Here is a 19,779-nt window from a genome sequence, read left to right on the forward strand (position 1 = left end):
TACTCTCTAGAGCCGTTCAGCCTTCTTGTTAATGTCATATGATACTATGAAAACAGAAGCCACAGCACTGACGGTCAGAATCAACCTTTATATACAGCATCCCTAGCTTTAAACACGGTTCGTGAATTGCCATCCTTCATCACAGCAGACATCGCTGGAATCGCCTCCTGTTCGTATTGGACATCCTTCTTAGAAAAGTTCACAATCACCTGAAGGTCCTCACCATACTTGGCGGTTTGCAGCAGCCGGTCCTTCGACAACACCTTAAATTGGGTCATCTCCTTGGTCACGGCCTTGGCATGAAAAGGCGACCATACGTCCAAATACGTCTTTATCATGTCTTGATAACTCTCCCACTGCTCCTTATCCAAATGGTATAGTGGCGGCACATTATATAACAACTCATAAAGCATACGTTCAGCGGCCTCATCCTTGATCTTCAAGCTGCCCCATTCCCAATGATGCGTGGTAATGACAGAGTCGTTGTATACTAACTTAAATAAGGGCAGCGAATAGGTTGGATCTACATAAATACGCTGGTACAGCTCTTTAATCGGCACTTCCTTCGCGTATCGCTCAGGTATTCCGCCCTGTGCCGACCAGTACCCTCCTATATAATAGGGACTACTTTTATTCTCACGCATATCTTTGTCGCTCCACTTGATAACCGGCGTCTCCAAACCGTGTGCGAAAGCAATCACTCGACTGGCGAAGTCATTACCACCCTCCGAACCGATAACCATCCGCTTTTCCTTGGAGATGTACTCCATTCGCGTAAGACGCGCCTGCATATCCTGCTCCTGAGTCGTAATGTTTCCAGGCGTATAATCGTCATAGATTTCTCCTGTTGCATCACAATCAATAAACCAAGAGTTATACAAAATACCGTCCTGCAAGATACCCTCTAATCGCTGCTTCACGCTGGGAAGTGATAGAGTAGGATTTAGCTTGCGGCCGCGGTTTAGGAAACCACCGATCTTTTTTCCCCGTTTGTTTGTGACGGTTGCCTCGTTATACAGCTTGCTATCGGGAAAATACGCCGTATTCCATTCCTTATTTTCCTTCTCCTGTATCGAGTGATACGAATCATACGGCCCAATCAAATAACCAAGCTTAGCAGACTTCTCTACAAATGCTGGATTCATCAATCCGTTCGCCCAATTCGGAAGACCGATCCAGGCTTGTTTGATGCCTGCCTGATGCATGTCCTCTACCAGCTTGGTCGATTGCTCCTGCCCCCACTCGGATGGATTGGCTAACGCATCACCAAAGACACTCTTCAGCAAGCTCTTATTGAAGGCATACATTTTCTGCTCGCTTAGTTTATCGACACCACCAGCGATCGCCGTCAACATTGTTGCATCTGCTGACCGGAACAGATCTGGTCTGTACAACTGCTTCAGCTTTAACACCTGATTAAGCGCCTTCACCAGGACACGTTTGTGATAAGCATTAAGCGGCTCCTTCTTCGCCTCCCCTAGCACACTATTAAGCTCCTGTGATCCGTCTTCCGTATATCGTTCCATAAGCTCTGTAATCCATGCCCAGATTGGGCTGCCCAGCCTTGATTTCATAGCAGGCCAATTTACATTCTCATTAGTTAACACTTGGCTATTCCACATATAAATATGCGGTGCCCCGTACAGCTTCGCCACTTCCGGGTTCTCCTTGGCTTTCTCGGCAAGTGTCTTCAACCCGTGTGTCTCCTGAATATAGCCTCGATATAGCTTGGCTACTGATACAGGGTCATTGGCGGTGACATATAAGCGGAATCCATATTCCTTCTTCGGATTAAGGGTTGGAAATTCGTGTGTAAATGTCAGGTTGATCTTGGGTTCCGTGCCAAATGACACCTCGTTGTTGAACGGATTGTCCACTACATAGACAAGCGCATATTTTTGCATGCCCATCGCCATAAAGTTCATCGAGAACGACTCGCTCCACGTTAACGTCTCTTCTTTCAAGAACTGCCTCCAGTTAGGATCTTTGCTCGGAATTCGCTTCCCTTCCCACAAGGGCAGCAAGTAGTCGTCTGCCTGAATGGTCGGCCATTGAAACTGCTCTGCACCAAGTGATTGAATCTGAATGTCCAGATAATGATCCTTCTTCTCGATTACCACCTTGATTTGCTCCGCAGGATATGTCCATTCCGTCCGACCAGCTTCTTGCTTATATTCGGTAAATTCGCGCTTTTTCATTGGGACGGACGCTTGCTCCTTCACACCGTCGCTTGTAATAACAATGCCAAGCGTCGCAGGGTCCACCTCGTACGTAAAGTCATGGTATGCGGCCTTCACTGTCTCGGCGATAATCGGAGATACCGCTACCTCCGCTGTCGCCACTCCTTGCCCACTGCAGCCGGTTAACAGGCTGAATGCCATCACCGCTGATAATATAATCAGTAAAGCTTTATTCATCTTGTGCATGCCTCCTGTATCCTAATTACTGATTGCATGCACTATGTTAGCGGTTCTCTGTTACGCCAATGTGACAGGCAGAGAAAAATAAAATTCGATCTGACCACCTTCTGCTCTAGCACCGTACGCAGCTTGATGCTTCTCCAGAATGGTTTTCACTAACGACAACCCTAATCCAGTCCCGCTTAATTGCTTGCTGCGCGATTGCTCGGCAACACTGAAGGGCTCCCACATCCGTTTCAATTCAGCCTCTGTCCATTCCCCTGTGCGGTTGCGCAGGCGAAAAGTCAGCACGTGATACTCACATGTGACAGCACAGTGAATGTAAGAATCTGTCGCATACTTGATCGCATTCGTAAAGAAATTGTTCAGCACAATCTCAATCTTTGTACGATCTGCCATTACGCTAACCTGTTGAATCCCGTCCGCCAGCTCCAACTCTAGCTCTATACTCCGCTCAGCCATAACGATTTTATATTTATCAACATTCTCTGCGAGAAGCTCCATAAAGTTAAATGAGGTTATCTCATACGTATCAGCCTGAAGTTTTGACAGTTCAAGCAAACGTTCAACGAGTCGTGCCATATCATCCGCTTGCTGCTCAATTACGTCTGTAAAGGTACCATCGTCGAGCCCATCCTTCATTCCCGCGGTGTAAGCCTTCATGAGCGCAAGCGGAGTCTTTAGCTCATGTGAAATATCCGAAATGAACACACGCAAATTATCATTACGCACTTGCAGTTCCTGATGCGCCCGTTCCAGATTGTCACTCATCCTATTCACACTATCCGCTAAAGCTTCTATCTCGTCCCCTGTATGAATCTTTGCTCGACTGAACTTAAGCTCCGCGATCTGCTCGGCTGTGTCGCGCAATTCAGCAAGCGGTCGCAAGATCCGTCTCGCTGACCATGCGGACAGCAGCAAGGTCAAGACCAGAGCGCTCACGGAGATGTACAGCGTAAAGCGGTTTACGATATGTAACGTCTCGTCGGAGTAAGCGATCGATTCGCCGATGACATAAAGTTCATCATCTTTGTTCATAAACGTAACCAGAAAGCTTGACTTCAGCTTGGTCTGGCTAAATATTTTATGAACCTTCTCCTGCTGTGCAAGCTTGGCCACACTTTCCTCTGTTATCCAGAACTTGCTTAGTCGAATGCCCCTGCGATCAAGTGTCGTGATCACCGCTTCGTTCAAGGCATCGATATTCGTCTGAAAAGGAACATGGACAATATCAACTCCATAACGATGTTCCACATGTGGAAGCTCATTCGTCAGCTTGTCTTCGTCTATACGTTCCAGCGTTTCTGTTAGTTGAGCCAGATTTGTCTTTTTTTGATATAAATAGTATTTAGGAAGAAAAAACGTATTAGCCACATAACTAAGTACAAGCACAAGGCCGACGATGAGTGAGAAACGAACAAACAACTTACGGCTCAGCTTATTCATTTGGATGTTCCTTTGGCACTTCCAGACTGTAACCAATACCGCGATGTGTCTTGATCAAGTGCTCTCCAATTTTCTCGCGCAAGCGTCTAATATGGGTGTCTACGGTTCGATCATCACCAAAGTAGTCAAAGCCCCATACTTGATCAAGCAGGTTCTGACGCGTCAAAATACGGCCTTTATGTTCGATAAACGTCTTCAGCAGCAAAAACTCTTTGTTTGTCGCCTCGATGTCCATTCCATCCCTGTATATTTTTCGTCCCTGCATATCCACGTTTAGAGGTCCGACATGCACGTCCTCAGCAACTTGCAGCAGCTTCTTAGCCCGCAGCAGCAAAATCCGCGGATCAAATGGCTTACGTACGTAATCGTCCGCCCCTGCTTCAAGTGCCAGCAATTCATCCTCGACTTCTCCCTTAGCCGTCAGAAGCAAAGCCTTGGCATGGCTGTGTACCTTCACGTGCTTGCACACCTCTATGCCGCTGACCTTCGGCATCATCCAGTCCAGAATGGCCAAATCTATCGCTTCGCTGCAAAGTACATGCAGCGCAGCCTCACCGTCTTCAGCCGTGAAGGTACGAAACCCTTCCCGCTCGAAGTAAGCCTTTATAATATGAAGCATATGTGGTTCATCATCTGCTATTAATACGTTCATTAAGAGTCTCCTTGCCGATATAATCTTTAACTCGTTTACACGGATCGTTTTTGTAAGCCACATCACAACATCTTGGCTGTTCTTCCTTCTCTTGTATCGGCCTAGTATGAGGTCTGTTATGCAGTACCTTTTGCAATCTCTTATGCTCTCATTATGATACTAGAAATAAAGTTGAATCCCAAACCAGATGTTATATCATCAGGAAGTTCTGTGCTGCTATCAACTTGCTTCTCCCTATAACGGAAAAAAGACAGCATCCCATTAACTCTTCCCTTCATGACGTAAGGGAATAACTAATGGGACAACTGTCCTTAACCATATTTTCTTTCAATATTATCCCAAAAACCCGACGGTATCATTTCCTTTAAACCAAGTTTGCTTGCGACCTTTGTCTAGTGTTTGCTTCATATCTCGTACAATCTGGTGTAGATCGATTGGCTCCTTGTCATACCAGAGCAGCGCAATCGTTAAGTATACTTCATTTAACTGGGCAAAGGAAAACGCCTCCGTCAAATCGGCAGCAAGTGCTTCTTCTTCCTCTCCGAGGATGCTCACCAAGCCTAACTGACGCAAATATTGCAAGCGCAGCGTCCTTTCTGGCAGCGGCATCTCATATGCTCGATCAAATCGACCAGCTCGGTTCATCAGCGCCGGATCAATCTTCTCGGGATAGTTTGTCGTGCCAATCAAGAAGATGCCTTCCTTGGACGTAGCACCGTCCAGCGTATTCAGAAAGAAGGAGCGTGCATGCTCTGGCATAGCATCGATATCTTCGATTACAAGCACCATCGGTGCCATCTTAACCGCTTCATTGAACACTTCGTCAATCGAATGACTTGACGTGTGCTCAGTAATTTGCCAATATGCGACAGGGGCACTCACACTTCCTGCGATAGACTTCACCAGCGTTGTCTTGCCATTGCCCGGTCTGCCATACAGCAGGATACCTCGCTTATACGGAACGCGATAAGTCGTATAAAAGGAACTGTCGCTGTCGAAGAAGCGATCGATGGATCGGAAAAGCTCTTTTTTGAGCTTGTCGTCCATCACGACATCTTCTCGCTGCACAGATCTTGTAAGACGCTCCGTTTCCCGATCTACCCCATTGTTTGTATCTGTGAATACCGTAATGCTGTTACGCTCGCGCTCTCTGCGCTTAATCTGCGTCTCGTTCATAAAACGCAGCATTGCCTCATCACTGGCGGCAAAGCATACCTTCTCTGAGTCCGTTCCATAATGCATCCACACCGGAATGCGCACAAACGCCACTTCTGATGAGGGATACACATATAATAGATTCTGAATCGAACTGCTAATTTTGTAGCCTGCAGCCACATCTTGTTCGGCAAACCGGCTTCCTTCTTCATATATGACATCTCGCACACCAAAAAAGTCGTATACCGTTGCAGCAAGTTCCACTTCCGCATTCGTCAACTGCACATCATCATCCAACCGATCCCAAGCTTCTTCCAATCGATTTTCATTTGAAATGATAAGCCACGACTTGCCATAGCGCTCTGAAAGAAATAGCTGGACAGCCTTTACTGCTTGTGCAAAATGTTCATAATCCGTCATGCCTGCTTGAAAGGGTACTAATACTGGCCTATCTAATTTATTAATAATACTCACCTTATGCTCCTTTGAGTGTTGCCAGCGGCTTACAGACGGCTACTACGTCTGCAAGACCTGCACCTACAACGCTGTCGATAATTTGTTCTACGTCTTTATATGCTTGCGGTGACTCGTCAATAATGGAATCCAACGTCTTTTGATTAACAACAACCTCTTCCTCTGTTCCGATCCGCAGCGAGGCCGCAAATTCATCCACGGAAACTAACTGCTTGGTTGCACTACGCGAACGAATACGTCCAGCGCCATGACAGATCGAATAATAATTGGCAGCCCCGCCTTCGCGGCCCACCATCAGATAAGAGGCACTACCCATCGATCCAGGTATAAGGGCAGGGTGTCCTGTCTCCATATATGGCTTGGGATTATCAGGATGCTGCGGAGGCAGCGATCTTGTCGCTCCTTTGCGATGGACAAACATCCGTTCTCCATCATGCTGTTCCTCCCAAGCATAATTGTGCATTAAGTCATACAAAGTGCGCAACTCCACCTGAGTGCCAAATACGTCACGAAAAGCCTCGCGGACGCCGTAAGCCATCAAATGACGGTTAACTACAGCATAGTTTAAAGCCGAGTACATCAGATGCACGTATGTGTCTGCCGCTGCGTGGCCAAGAGGCGCAAACAAGAGGCGCGGGTCCGGCGTTCCTTTCCCGGATGCACGCATCCAATCCGCTATCGCCTTTGTGCCATGCTGATTAACTGCACCGCCCCATGCGCGGGACCCTGAATGCAGCATGACAATCACTTGCCCGTCAAACAGCCCCCACGCTTCCGCCACCTCGCGGTTTCGTTCATCCAGTTCCACCGCCTGCACCTCCGCAAAGTGGTTGCCGCTGCCAAGCGTCCCGAGCTGGCGATGCGCACGATGCCAAGCTGCTTCTGGCATAAGGTCCAGCACCGCCGCATCAAAGTGGAATTTGCTGCATTCCACATGGGTAAAGGAAGTTGTTTTCTTTGGCGTATAAATATCCGGCACATATTTCTTCGGCAGGCCATGCACGCCTTTCGTGAGAATATGCTCCAGTCGAATGTCCGAGAAATGTCCGCGCGCGTGCGTATCTACTGGCACATATTTCTCCATAGCTCGCATTAGCTTCCGTCGCACCTTCACATCCTTCAACTCATTGCGGTGCATATTCGTCACATGCACCCTCATACCGCAGCCGATATCGTTGCCGATAATTGATGGCGATACATATCCTTCTGACGCTTTCCATACAGCTGTCGTGCCAATGCAGGTGCCGACGCCCACATGGACGTCTGGCGTATAGCTCATGTACGCTGCGTGAGGGATTAATAGATTGTTATTTGCCATCTCAAACACTTTATTGGGCAGTTCTGCATACAACGCATCACTTGCATACACATGCAGTTTACCAGCTGGCAGATCTACCGTTCGATAATAAGCGGCTTCCTCTTCTGAAGCCTGTTTCCAATACGTATTCATCTTTTAAATCGATCCTTTCCATTCATCCGTTTCTATGTTGATCTTATGTGTCAAGCTGCCATGCAGCTTCCAAAGTCAGTCAGCAGCGGCCTACGCCATATCTCCGAGTCTCATCCCTGTATAGAAAAAACCGCAGACAGAATGGTCTACGGCTTGTTTTATACGCTGCATCCCCTTCTCTTTCTTTTCGTCTTATTTTGCAACAGCAAGATAAGTTGAAATTGAGCAGGCGGCGAAAATATAAAAAAGCCATAGACCTCCGTCTATGGCTCCTACATGTACAATTAAGCCTGCGCACAAGTCCGCTGACAGTTACGATACTGACAGCGCTTGTATCAAGCAGGTCCCTCCACCGAGTAGAGTACTCGTGCTGAAGATTATGCCGTAGAGTCCGACGAAAGACACTTCCTAATATGCAATTGCTGAATGCTGCTATTCGTAATGGTCACCTTCATCGGCCTCCTTTCATGAAAATATGTTTATATATTAGAGGATAAATCCAATCTTTGTCAACCCTCGTCATGCTTTTATTATCGGAGAGGAACTCTCACATCTAGTTCCTTGATGTGCTTATACCTGCTTTTATATAGCACTAAACTAAATTTTTGTTGAAGTACACACCTTCTTCACTACATGCACAAAAAAGAGCTACCCGCCCTGCCAAGCGGATAGCCCTTACCAAATACAATTGAGTTTTCACGAGGATGATGAATGAGAATTCTGTTCTATAGTTTCCGCATGCCTTCCGCATTCCAGACTTCAAACATTCGTTAGTTGTTATTTTTTCTTCAAATTGTCCCAAGCTTTTTGGAAGTCTTCCAGCAGCTTTGCTTTATCCGTCTTCCCTGCGATATAAGCTTGGATTGAGTTGCCGAATTCCTGCGTCACGCCGTCCGGATATTTGAACCAGTTCCAGCTTAACACCTTGTTGTCTTGGCTGTACTTGGTTACTTCTGCTGCGATGTCGCCCAGATCCTCAGCAGTTGCTGGGATAGTTGAGAATGCAGGAATAAACTTGAATTCCTTGGCAATATACTGCTTACCGATGTCAGAGCTGACCATCCAGTTTAAGAACGTTTTGGCTTCTTCTTTTACTTTGGAGTTCTTGTTAACGACCCAGTTATTCGGAACGCCTACCAACAGTTTGTCATTCTTAGCTGCATCGTTGTCAATTGGCATCGGCAGCACGCCCAAGTTCAAATCCTTGTTGATGCCGTCGATCTGCACTTGCGTCCAGTTGCCTTGCTGCATCATCGCCGTTTCGCCTTTTGCAAATAAGGTCACCTGTGTATTGTAATCGGTAGTTAACGGATTTTTGTTGCCGTATTTGACGGTCAGGTCAAGCATGTTCGACCAATTCTCGAACTCTTTGCTGCCTGTAATCTTGGTGGAGCCATCATTCAAGCCTTTTATAAACGCATTAGGGTCCTGCTGCTGGGCAAACGCCACATTCAGGTTATGAATCCCGAGAATCCACCATTCTTGATAGCCGTTGGAAAACGGAGTAATACCTGCGGCTTGCAGTTTCTTTGCTGCATCTTCCAACTGTGTCAAGGTCTTCGGCAGCTCAGTGATACCAGCCTTGGCAAATAAATCTTTGTTGTAAATGAAACCATAACCTTCAAGGTTCATCGGTTGACCGTACAGCTTTCCTTCCTTGGTCATAGGCTCCTTGGCGAGGGGAATCACATCTTTTACCCATGGCTCAGCAGACAAGTCCTCCAAGTGCTCCATCCACGTTTCCATCTCTTGGAAACCACCATTATTAAATATATCAGGCGCATCATTAGAAGCAAACTTTGCTTTCAGCGCCGCACCATAATCTGCACCGCCGCCTACAGTCTGGATGTCCAGCTTAATGTTCGGATGTTCTTTCTCAAATTCGCCCTTCAAGCGATTTAACGCTTCGGCGATCTCTACTTTAAACTGAAAAATCTTCACGGTCTTTACTTCCTTGCTGCCGTTATTCGCGCTTCCATTCGCGCTACTTTCGTCAGATCCTTTGGAGCCACAACCGGCCAGCATAACGGATACTGCCAATAACATCAACAAAGATAATTTCGCAACATGTTTCATCCGTAAGACCTCCCCTTAGTTCTTGCACTTTCCCTATTGCTGCATATTGTTTCTCTACTTTGCTGCTTTATGAGCAGCCCATCTACTTCATAGTCGGCAGCAGGGACTTGTTTCAGACCATTGTGCTGCCTTTTCATTCTTAGAACGAAGCATAGTGCACTTGTTCTGATTCCATTATATTTACCTTTTGCAAACGGTTGCACCGATGAAATTGACCACTCAGGTGTAAATCATTGACCAAGATACTTTTCCTTGAATACTGGATTCCATATCGACACCCACGCCGCATCTTCTCGTTTACCCTTTGACGGATCCCGCTGTAATCCCTTCAATAATGTACTTTTGCATGGCTAAGAAGAAGATCACAATCGGCAGAATGCCAAGCGTCAATGCTGGCAGAGCTAAATCCCACTGCTTGGTATATTGCCCGAAGAACGAGTAAGTCGCCAGTGGAATGGTCCGCAGTTCTGCGCTCTGCAGCATCAGGGATGGAAGCAAGTAATCGTTCCATATCCAGAGACTGTTCAGGATTACAACGGTGACAAACATTGGTTTCAACAGTGGAAATACAATTTTCCAAAACACCCCATAAGGTGTACAACCGTCTACGACTGCGGCCTCTTCAATTTCCAACGGCACCGACTTCGTGAAGCCGTGAAACAAGAAGATGGACAATGGTGCACCAAAGCCAAGGTAACACATAATAAGTCCCGTGCGGCTATCGGCCAAGTCCAACCAGCCCGCCACCTTCACAAGCGGAATCATAACCGATTGAAATGGGATGACCATCGCTGCAACAAACATCATAAACAAGATCTGATTCGTACGACTATTATGACGTACCATGCGATAAGCTGCCATCGCACTAATTATGGCAATTAACAGAATACTGATCACTGTCACGAGCAGCGAATTCATAAATGCCTCCGGGAACCGAGTTATCTCCCAAGCCCGCTGGTAGTTGCTCCATTCGAATGTCGATGGCCAGCTGGCTGCATTAGAAAGCAAATCTCCAAATGACTTTACCGAGTTAGCGAGCAAAAAATAAAACGGAACCAAGAAGATAAGTCCTGCTGCAATCATCAATAGTTCAAGCGCAAAGGTCTTGACGGAATAATCCCGCTTCATCTTCGACATTACACTTCAACCTCCTTGCTCTTCGTGATGCGAACCTGAATGAGCGTAATTAGCGCCACAACAACAAAGAATAAGAGCGCTTTAGCTGTTCCTAAGCCGTAACGGTTATTTTGAAACGCTTCCAAATAGATGTTAAGCGCTACTGATTCCGTAGATTTAAATGGTCCGCCTTTCGTAAGCGACAAGTTCAGATCAAACATCTTAAACGACCAAGAGATCGCAAGGAACAAACATACGGTTACTGCTGGCATGATCAGCGGAATAATGACAGTCCGCAATATTTGAAGCTTAGAGGCACCGTCGATCTCGGCAGCTTCCAGCACATCCTTTGGCACATTGGTCATACCAGCGATGTAGATGACCATCAAGTAACCTGCCGTCTGCCATACAAATACGATAATGATACCCCAAAAAGCCGTCATCTCATCCCCTAGCCAAGGTAGATTAAAGAACGACCACCCCGTTGTTTCCCCGATTGCCGAGAAGCCTTTGACGAAGATAAACTGCCAGATAAAGCCAAGCAGCAAGCCACCAATGACGTTTGGCATAAAAAATACAGTCCGCAGCGCATTACGCAGCTTTAACGGCTTTGTCAGCACATACGCAAACACAAATCCAAACAGATTCGTTAATACGACCCCAACGACTGTAAATTTAACGGTAAACCAAAATGCAGCAAAATAATCCGATCCATTGGTAAAAATCGCTTTAAAGTTATCAAGACCAACCCATGCTACCGTTCCGGCAACACCGTTCCAGTCCGTAAAGGAGTAGTACATGCCCAACAAAAACGGAATTCCGACGATAAGAATAAAAAAGAATGTCGCCGGTCCGACGAAAAAGAGTTGTTGTCCAAGCTGTGACCAAGCTTTGCGCGACATCCGCCTCGCCCCTTTTCATGAGAGTATAGTCCAATCGTATAGTTCAGTATCAGAGCTGGCTGCAAGAATGACGTTTAACCTTTCTGACATCATATGATATCCTCATTATGAATCGGGAGCACAAGAGGCAACACCGAATGAGATGAACGGATTGGTGTAAAATATTGACCGGGGGATTAAACATGCGTTGGAATAGTATCCGAACCAAGCTTATCTGCTTCCTGCTTATTGCTACCATCGTGCCGACAATCGCTACTATGGTGATCACATATGTATACAATTCGCACTCGTTACGAGAACGTGCATTGGAAGAAAATCAACGGCTTATTTATCAAGGTAGGCAGAACCTGCTGAATATGCTGGACAACTTGAACAGAAGCTCATTGTCTGTGTACACGGACTTTGAATTTTTCCGTATGCTTGAGCGAGGATACAATGATACGCAGATGGAAGCACAGACCTACACGATGCTGCAAAATATCGAGTCTTCGATGCGGGACATATGGCAGGTGTATTTATATCGCAGTGAAGTAAAGCGTTCCACACTAGTTGTGCAGAGTGTACCGCGTCGTCTGTATGATGTAGAGCCTTACGTCACCTCTCTTGGTTATACAGAACAAGGCATCCGTATGCAGCCTACACATATGAGCCATACTTACGGGTTCTCGACATCGCCGTACTTTTTTCCGAGCATCCAGGTCTTCACTATTCATCGGCCTATATATAAGACTCCTTCTACCAAGCAGCTTGGCATGTTATCCATTGATGTGAAACTTGATGCCATCTCGGCAATCAGCGATCAGCTCTATGTGAAGGACAAAGAACAACTATATATTCTTGACGAAGACGGTTTCGTGGTCTATTCGGACAACCGAGAGCGGCTTGGCCAGCAGGTTCAGGAGCCTTGGATGACACCGGAGCTGCTAAAGCCGGGTAAAAGCGGTCATTTTGAATATGATCAAGCCCTGTACGTGCATGAAAGCATCGACTCACCTATTGCACAATGGACGGTCATCAAGCGGATACCAAATACATACCTGCTCTTGGAAGCCAAGCGGGCTGTTTCGTTTAATATGCTGCTATTAGCGATATCACTGCTCATCATTGTAGCGGCTACTTTATGGGTTACGATTCGTATTACGGAACCGATCCGCCGCTTGATGCGTTATATGAATCAGATCCAGGCCGGAAATCTGAATGTGGACATTCATGTAGGAAGTCAAGACGAGATCGGCGTCATGTCAAAGCGCTTCCGCAGCATGATGGATACGATTAACAATCTTATTTTGCAGGAATATAAGCTGGAACTTGCGAATAAGACGAATCAGCTAAAAGCATTACAAGCACAAATTAATCCGCATTTCATGAATAACGCGCTGCAGTCAATCGGTACATTAGCGCTTCAGCATAATGCGCCGCATATCTATTCGTTGATCGCAGCGTTGGCCAAGATGATGCGCTACAGCATGTTTAATGAGGAAAGCACAGCAACGCTTAGAGCTGAAGTCGAGCATGTACAAGCCTACTTGAAGCTGCAAGGGCAGCGCTTTGAGCATACATTTGACGTTCAAATGGATATTGATCCGACGACACTTCATCTGATTGTGCCAAAGATGACGCTGCAGCCTATCGTTGAGAATTACTTCAAGCATGGCCTTGATCGTACGGTACAAGGAGGCATGCTCCGAATTACGAGCCGATGGTCAGACGAACATACATTAGAACTAATCGTTGAGGACAACGGATTCGGTATCCCAACAGATAAGCTCGAACAATTAAACCGCAGACTTCAAGAGAGCTCAGCCGAGTCTGGCAGCAGAAATCATAGAACTGCTGATTCCATGCAAATGAAAACATTCGAGTTAGAGCCTAGTTTGTCTGCTTTACAGGATGAGAGTAAGACGTTAAACATGGACGGCGTTGGGACTGCGGAAGAAGCCTTGTCAAGAATCGGATTAATGAATGTCTTGACACGATTGCACATCTTTAGCAGTCAGCATGCAAGTATGCAGCTTGAAGCAGTTGATCCACATGGAGCTAAAGTGAAGATACAGATGAAGGTGGGACAAGAGCTGGATGAAGGCACTAATCGTGGATGATGAAGCACACGTAAGGGCTGCGATACGCCTGCTTGTTGATTGGAAGCAGTACGGTATCAGCCATATAGATGAAGCCTCCGATGGAGAACAGGCCATTGCCTGTATCAAAGAGGCAAAGCCACAGATCATTATAACGGATATGATGATGCCAAATGTAAGCGGCATGAAGCTTATGGAGTGGGTTAGCGCCAATAGTCCCGACAGCAAGCTTATCGCAATCAGCGGACACGGTGATTTCAACCTGGTTCGACATACACTAAAACATGGCGGGATCGATTACATTTTAAAGCCAATCGAGCAGGACGCAGTCAATGAAGCCATAGCCAAGGCGGTTACAGCTTGGATAAAGGATGAGGAAGAGCGCTCAACAAGATACTCGCAGCAGATCCAGATGAATGAGTTCAAGCCAGTCATCACGGAGAAACTGTGGTCAAGTCTGATTGACGACCCAATCGCACAGTCCGCTGTTGTTAGACGCCTTCAGCAGACGTTTGGTTTGGCTGCCGACATTACACAGCTCCGTATGGCACTCGTCTTTGTGGAGTCCACAGATGAGAAATTTAAGCAGAAGTTCGGCAATAACAGCGATCTGCTCTACTTCTCACTTGTAAATATTATGGAGGAGTACGTGAACCGCGGTACGAAACGCGGGGCCGTTTTCCGCCATTGGAACGCACCTGGGGAAATCGTCATTGTGATGTGGCTCCAGTCAGATGCGCTTGAAGCGGTGCTGCAGGATATTAATGAAGCGCTGCACATTACGATGCACCGCCGCCTGCACTTTGGCTTGAGCAGCATACATGCGTTCCCAGAGGGTATGCCGCAATGTTACGCGGACACTAAGCGGGCGCTTAATCTGCGCAACCTGCTTCTGCCAGGACGCTATTTACACAATGCGCCCACCGTGGATGTTAAAGCAGAAGAACACCTGTCAGTTTCAGGTGCTGATGCCGCTTCACCAGAGTATACGAAGAGCATTCGTATGGCGGCATACGAAGAAAGCTGGAAACTAGCCGTATTGAGCGGCAGTGCCGAAGAAATCTCGGCAGCCATCAAGCCGTTCATAGCGTCGATCAAGACAGCCAGTTCCATCTCCCCGCGGCAGATTCGCGACTGCTATCGCGAATGGGAGACGATGCGCGCTAATATCGCGCATGAAGCCGTGGGCGACGCTGCAGAGCTGTTGCTGCGGGATAATCCCGCGTTGACTGACCGCGACGCCGCAATCACTGCTGCGCCATTCTCACTTGAAGCGTGGCAGCAGTTGTGGCAGCGGGAACTAACGGTGTTGGCCGATGCCTGCTTTGCACAGCAAGGGCAAGAGCAGCATATCATCTTCGACATCGCCAAATATGTCGAGCAGCACTATCATGAAGAGTTGTCGCTGCAAGATATGGCGACGCGCTTCTATGTCAGCCGCGAGTACATCTCGCGCAAGTTCAAGCAGCAGTTCGGCATCAACTTATCCGACTATCTGACCAGTATACGTACAGAAAAGGCCAAGCTGCTCCTGCTTAATCCTCACCTACGCATCTCGCAGGTGGCCGCCATGGTTGGTATCCAGGATGAAAAATACTTTAGCAAAGTATTTAAAAAACAAGTAGGCGTTTCTCCAAATGAATACCGTAAGAGTAAACAAGTCTAGGCGGAGTCTGCCTAAGCGTTAATTCTTAACTATTAGTCCGTATGCCAGCCAGACTATATACTCCTGCCACTCTTCCCTGCTGATTGACGTTTGTTGTGGACCTCGTGACAGCAGGGGAAGAGTCCTTATAATGCTTATTGTCCGCTATCTGCCCCATGTTCTAGTAATAAACGGATCAATTCGATATTGTGACCGTGATTTTCCGCCACCTGAAGGCAGGTATGACCATTGCTGTCCATAAGAACTGTCTTTGCACCATGATGGAGAAGAAGCCGAATAACGTCCAAGTCCCTTTCACCTGCGATAGCGGCATGTAGTGCCGTGTTAGACGGAATATAACTGACTTTAGAATGGGATAGAGCGTTTACATTTGCGCCTGCTTCAAGCAGCAGCTTCACGACAGCTGCATGTCCAAAGTGCGCAGCATAACCAAGTGGTGTCAATCCCTCTTTATTCTCAGTATTGGCCAAAGAAGGATGCCGTTGAAGTATTACTTGCGCTTGCTCAGCATCACCGGTTTGTGCAGCTTGAAATAAAGATTCGATCATTAAATAACAGCCTCCTAATTATGGGTTGAAGTGTCATCCTAACAATGAATTATCGTTAGTCACTATCCCCCGATACACATCTTCTAACAAGCCGCTAGAATGTTCGGTCATATCCAAATGATTCCCTGTATAAAATAATTAGCTTGCAGCCAGATACATATTGTTTAACCCTAGCTTACTACTTATTTACTGTTGATGAAACATACTTCATGACATGGCATAAATGAGGGAGAAGCATCGTATGGTGGAATAAAGCGATATCGGAGGCGAGATATTGCTACCTTATTAACCAAATAGTATGCGGCTCTCATAATAGAGGAGGTTGCAAGATGCAGTCAGCATCAGCATGGAAATGGATGAACCTTTTAACCATCGTTGCCGTCATTGCCATCAACGCGCTAGCCAACCTGATCCCATTTAACGGGAAGACGACCGGAGAGATATCAGCTATGTTCCCTGTGCTTATTACTCCAGCTCCCTTCACGTTCAGCATATGGGGATTGATATACGTGCTGTTAATCGGGTTTGCAATCTATCAAATATTGCCCGGATCTTCCTCAACGGCCAGCCAGATCGGGCCCTTATTTGTATTAAGCAATCTTTTTAACATCGCTTGGCTGCTCTTGTGGCATTATGCTTACCATCAGGTGTGGCTGTCTTTGATTGCAATGGCAGGACTATTCGTTAGCCTGATCTTTATTTATGCAAATGTACGTAGAAACGAATTATCGACAAAAGGAGGACGCTGGTTCGTAAGACTCCCATTTAGCATTTACTTGGCATGGATCTGTGTGGCTATGATCGTCAATACAGCGGTAGTCCTTTATGATAGAGAATGGAACGGCATGGGGCTCAGCCAAGAAGTATGGACCGTTATTGGGTTAGCAGTAGGTGCTTTACTCGCTTGGCTTGTAGGTGGTCCCAATCGGGATTCGACCTTTGTACTGGTATTCGTCTGGGCATACGTCGGCATAGCGGTCGCCAACCATAGCAATGTTGGCATTTTCTACACCGCCCTTGGCCTTGGTACCCTATTAGCGTTATTTGCCATCACACTCCCATTCCGATCTAAACGCGGCGCAGCATATACGTTATAGCACAAATACAAGCAGCCCCGCTGCTCATGCCTACGATAGACTGACATCAACAGCGCGCTGCTTGCTTTAATTATTAATGGATAACCGAAACATGAACTGCGGATTAGTCGGCATCTCAGAAGCTCATTCTGCGAATCAGCCTGTCTGCAAGCCACAATATCGGCCAGGACATAACCGCCATCGAGCCTGCCAGTAAAATATATTCCCATTCGATATCATACAGTAGAAACCAGTCTCTACCCGCTGGAACCACAAAGGCAGCAACAAATAACAACAGCATTCCTAGCACAATTAATAATCGCTGACCGTTTAACGGCGACGCGACTCTTGCCAGCACAACCAAACTCGATCCACCCAGTACAATCGTGGACAAGGTGCGGCATTGTTTTAGCGGCAACCCCGCATAGTGAGCGATAATAAAGATAAGCAATGTCAATACGCCCAGCACGACTCCATTTGGAATGGATGCCTGCAATACCCTTTTAAGAAAGCCTTTGTTTACTCGCTCCTTGTTGGGACCAAGCGCCAAGAAGAAGGCGGGTATCCCAATAGCAACGGAACCAAGCAGCGTCAATTGAATCGGGACAATAGGGAATGGAAGCAGCAGCAGACAAAAAACGATCGACAATATCGTGGAGTAAGTTGTCTTTGACAGAAATAGCTCAGAAACGCGTTCCAGGTTGTTAATCAATCTTCTGCCCTCCGCTACAATCTTGGGCAGCGCACTGAAATTTGACTGCAGCAGCACGAGCTGAGCAACAGCCTTGGTGGCATCTGCTCCATTGGCCATCGCAATGCCGCAGTCCGCCTCCTTCAGTGCCAGCACATCATTCACACCGTCGCCTGTCATGGCCACGGTATGTCCATTGGATTGCAGCGCCATTACCATCTCTTTCTTCTGATGCGGCGTTACGCGCCCAAATACCGTGTAATCCTTAAGTATCTTGGCAAGCTCATCACGGGCCTTAGGTAATGTTCTTGCATCGATGTATTTGTCTGCCCTTGCCACACCTGCACGCGCAGCAACCGCTGAGACAGTCACGGGGTTGTCCCCTGAAATAATTTTGATCTCGACACCTTCGCGATTAAAATAGTCCAGCGCTTCAGGCGCATCCTCTCTAATGATATCCTCAATAAACAACAGTGCTTCTTGATTCACATCTGTCGTCTGCCAATCCTCCAGGCTTACATCGCCCAAACGTCCAAGCAGTAACACTCTACGCCCCTGGGAAGCAGCGGCTTCCACTTGATCCTGAATAGAAGCGTAACGGTCTCCCAGCAGGACCTCTGGTGCGCCTAGTAACCAGCCTCCCACTTTCTCAAATGAGACCGCCATCCATTTTTTATCGGAAGAGAAGGGAATCCGCCTCTCGATCACGAACTCTGATGGTTGCGGGTATTGCGCCATAATGGCTTCCTGGGTCGGATTAATACTGGGAAAAGCATGTGCAATTCCCGACAATACTTTATCCAGCATCTGTGTCCCGCTGCTGCTCAATGGCACAATGTCCGTCAGTTTCAGGTCTCCTACCGTAATCGTCCCCGTCTTATCCAGACATAACATATCAACTCTTGCAAGCACCTCAGTCGCGGGAAGCTCCTGCACGAGCGCCTTCCATTTGGCGAGACGGATAATCGCTACCACAAACGTAGCACTTGTAAGGAGCACCATACCTTCCGGTACCATCCCAATAATGCCGCTGACAGCGCCAAGTATCGCCTCCTGCCAGCTCTTGCCTGTAAACCACAATTGAGTAATGACCAGCATCAATCCTACAGGAACCACGATGCGAATAATGACTTTAAATATCCGGTTAACAGCCGTCTGCAGTTCCGAGTTGATCAGCTTGAATTTCTTCGCTTCCTCGGCCAACTTGGCTGCATAAGTGGCTCCACCAACGCTGCTTACTTTGGCATACCCACTGCCAGCCGTTACGTAGCTTCCTGATAAAATGTTTGCGCCACCACTTTTATTTACCGTATCTGCTTCTCCAGTCAGCATCGATTCGTCAACTTCCAAATCACTGCCCGGAAGCACTTCGGCATCAGCCGCAATCTTGGAACCTGGCGTCAGCACAATGATGTCATCCAACACGATTTCCTCAAGATCTATATGAACAGGAGCCCCGTCTCTTAAGACCGTAACATACGCTGCATTCAGCACAGACAACTTCTCAAGGATCCGTTTAGCACGAACCTCTTGGATGACACCGATTAAGGTGTTGGTAATAATAACACCGGCAAACAACGCATTCCTTGGTGAGCCTGCGATAATTACCGCAAGCGCCAGCACCGCATTTAAAAGATTAAAGCTGGTAAACAGATTTGCACGTAATATTTGTCCAAATGTCCGCGATGGGGCTTTCGGCAGCTTATTGACTTGCCCCTGCTCCATTCTGAAGCGTACTTCGTCCGCCGTTAATCCGATCATAACGGTCTCTCGCCTGTCAGCATCTTTGTTTTCATTTGTGAAAATTGCAGGTGCGTGGATCTGTCGGTCTTTTTGTATCCCTACTGCACGATGCTGCTGCTTCTCTTCTTTCATGAATAAGTACCTCATGTCTTTCGATAATCAATATCCCGCCTTTGCCTTAACAACAAACACGACTAGATACATCCGTCATTTACATACGTTTAACTACATTAAAAGTAACACAACTGCAAAAATGGTACTAATATCATCATGCACTCCCCATTTT

Annotated in this window: 13 protein-coding genes; 3 read left to right on the plus strand and 10 right to left on the minus strand. The window is 47.0% G+C overall.

The genetic code is table 11. The features are described from left to right. Positions 1 to 80: 80 nt before the first annotated feature. The 8 genes from MH117_RS14490 to MH117_RS14525 all read right to left on the minus strand — a co-directional run bounded on the left by MH117_RS14490 (position 81) and on the right by MH117_RS14525 (position 11,691). Positions 81 to 2,417 carry a glycoside hydrolase gene (locus MH117_RS14490; RefSeq protein ID WP_239329476.1) on the minus strand — a complete coding sequence of 779 codons (2,337 nt, stop codon included), beginning with the start codon at positions 2,415 to 2,417 and terminating at the stop codon, positions 81 to 83. Between the two features lie 60 nt (positions 2,418 to 2,477). Beyond that, a complete protein-coding gene (locus tag MH117_RS14495; RefSeq protein WP_239329478.1) occupies positions 2,478 to 3,866 on the minus strand; it encodes a sensor histidine kinase in 1,389 nt (462 codons plus the stop codon). After that, a complete protein-coding gene (locus MH117_RS14500) occupies positions 3,859 to 4,518 on the minus strand; it encodes a response regulator transcription factor (protein ID WP_239329479.1) in 660 nt (219 codons plus the stop codon). The genes MH117_RS14495 and MH117_RS14500 overlap by 8 nt, the downstream gene beginning before the upstream one ends. Before the next feature lie 333 nt (positions 4,519 to 4,851). After that, on the minus strand, positions 4,852 to 6,147 hold the full coding sequence (locus tag MH117_RS26700; protein WP_239329480.1) for an ATP-binding protein: 1,296 nt from the start codon (positions 6,145 to 6,147) through the stop codon (positions 4,852 to 4,854). A 1-nt stretch (position 6,148) separates the two neighbouring features. Further along, complete coding sequence (locus tag MH117_RS14510) at positions 6,149 to 7,597, minus strand: RtcB family protein (protein WP_239329481.1); 1,449 nt, start codon at positions 7,595 to 7,597, stop codon at positions 6,149 to 6,151. 777 nt (positions 7,598 to 8,374) lie between these two features. Beyond that, positions 8,375 to 9,673, minus strand: coding sequence for an ABC transporter substrate-binding protein (locus MH117_RS14515; protein ID WP_239329482.1), 1,299 nt, complete (start codon positions 9,671 to 9,673; stop codon positions 8,375 to 8,377). 297 nt (positions 9,674 to 9,970) lie between these two features. After that, positions 9,971 to 10,801, minus strand: a complete 831-nt coding sequence (locus MH117_RS14520) for a carbohydrate ABC transporter permease (RefSeq protein ID WP_239329844.1) — start codon at positions 10,799 to 10,801, stop codon at positions 9,971 to 9,973. 8 nt (positions 10,802 to 10,809) lie between these two features. Beyond that, positions 10,810 to 11,691 (minus strand): carbohydrate ABC transporter permease, encoded by an 882-nt coding sequence (locus MH117_RS14525; RefSeq protein WP_239329483.1) that lies wholly within the window; start codon positions 11,689 to 11,691, stop codon positions 10,810 to 10,812. A gap of 182 nt (positions 11,692 to 11,873) precedes the next feature. On the opposite strand from MH117_RS14525, the gene MH117_RS14530 reads away from it, so the two are divergent. Next, positions 11,874 to 13,790, plus strand: coding sequence for a sensor histidine kinase (locus MH117_RS14530; RefSeq protein ID WP_239329484.1), 1,917 nt, complete (start codon positions 11,874 to 11,876; stop codon positions 13,788 to 13,790). Continuing rightward, on the plus strand, positions 13,768 to 15,435 hold the full coding sequence (locus tag MH117_RS14535) for a response regulator transcription factor (protein ID WP_239329485.1): 1,668 nt from the start codon (positions 13,768 to 13,770) through the stop codon (positions 15,433 to 15,435). The genes MH117_RS14530 and MH117_RS14535 overlap by 23 nt, the downstream gene beginning before the upstream one ends. 134 nt (positions 15,436 to 15,569) lie before the next feature. Here MH117_RS14535 and MH117_RS14540 read toward each other — a convergent pair whose 3' ends face one another. Then, positions 15,570 to 15,983, minus strand: coding sequence for an ankyrin repeat domain-containing protein (locus tag MH117_RS14540; RefSeq protein ID WP_343224463.1), 414 nt, complete (start codon positions 15,981 to 15,983; stop codon positions 15,570 to 15,572). A 329-nt stretch (positions 15,984 to 16,312) separates the two neighbouring features. On the opposite strand from MH117_RS14540, the gene MH117_RS14545 reads away from it, so the two are divergent. Further along, entirely contained in the window at positions 16,313 to 17,080 is a 768-nt protein-coding gene (locus tag MH117_RS14545) for a tryptophan-rich sensory protein (RefSeq protein WP_239329486.1), read from the plus strand. 115 nt (positions 17,081 to 17,195) lie between these two features. Here MH117_RS14545 and MH117_RS14550 read toward each other — a convergent pair whose 3' ends face one another. Continuing rightward, positions 17,196 to 19,625, minus strand: a complete 2,430-nt coding sequence (locus tag MH117_RS14550) for an HAD-IC family P-type ATPase (protein WP_239329487.1) — start codon at positions 19,623 to 19,625, stop codon at positions 17,196 to 17,198. Between the last annotated feature and the right edge of the window lie 154 nt (positions 19,626 to 19,779).

The sequence above is a fragment of the Paenibacillus sp. ACRRX genome, from assembly GCF_022346885.1.
In the GTDB taxonomy this organism is placed as follows: Bacteria; Bacillota; Bacilli; order Paenibacillales; family Paenibacillaceae; genus Paenibacillus_B.

Bases quoted from the DNA above. Each gene is read 5' to 3' on its own strand.
- MH117_RS14530 (WP_239329484.1), top strand. From the start codon at position 11,874: ATGCGTTGGAATAGTATCCGAACCAAGCTTATCTGCTTCCTGCTTATT.
- MH117_RS14520 (WP_239329844.1), bottom strand. From the start codon at position 10,801: ATGAAGCGGGATTATTCCGTCAAGACCTTTGCGCTTGAACTATTGATG.
- MH117_RS14545 (WP_239329486.1), top strand. From the start codon at position 16,313: ATGCAGTCAGCATCAGCATGGAAATGGATGAACCTTTTAACCATCGTT.
- MH117_RS14510 (WP_239329481.1), bottom strand. From the start codon at position 7,597: ATGAATACGTATTGGAAACAGGCTTCAGAAGAGGAAGCCGCTTATTAT.
- MH117_RS14490 (WP_239329476.1), bottom strand. From the start codon at position 2,417: ATGAATAAAGCTTTACTGATTATATTATCAGCGGTGATGGCATTCAGC.
- MH117_RS14495 (WP_239329478.1), bottom strand. From the start codon at position 3,866: ATGAATAAGCTGAGCCGTAAGTTGTTTGTTCGTTTCTCACTCATCGTC.
- MH117_RS14550 (WP_239329487.1), bottom strand. From the start codon at position 19,625: ATGAAAGAAGAGAAGCAGCAGCATCGTGCAGTAGGGATACAAAAAGAC.
- MH117_RS14515 (WP_239329482.1), bottom strand. From the start codon at position 9,673: ATGAAACATGTTGCGAAATTATCTTTGTTGATGTTATTGGCAGTATCC.
- MH117_RS14525 (WP_239329483.1), bottom strand. From the start codon at position 11,691: ATGTCGCGCAAAGCTTGGTCACAGCTTGGACAACAACTCTTTTTCGTC.
- MH117_RS14535 (WP_239329485.1), top strand. From the start codon at position 13,768: ATGAAGGCACTAATCGTGGATGATGAAGCACACGTAAGGGCTGCGATA.
- MH117_RS14500 (WP_239329479.1), bottom strand. From the start codon at position 4,518: ATGAACGTATTAATAGCAGATGATGAACCACATATGCTTCATATTATA.
- MH117_RS14540 (WP_343224463.1), bottom strand. From the start codon at position 15,983: ATGATCGAATCTTTATTTCAAGCTGCACAAACCGGTGATGCTGAGCAA.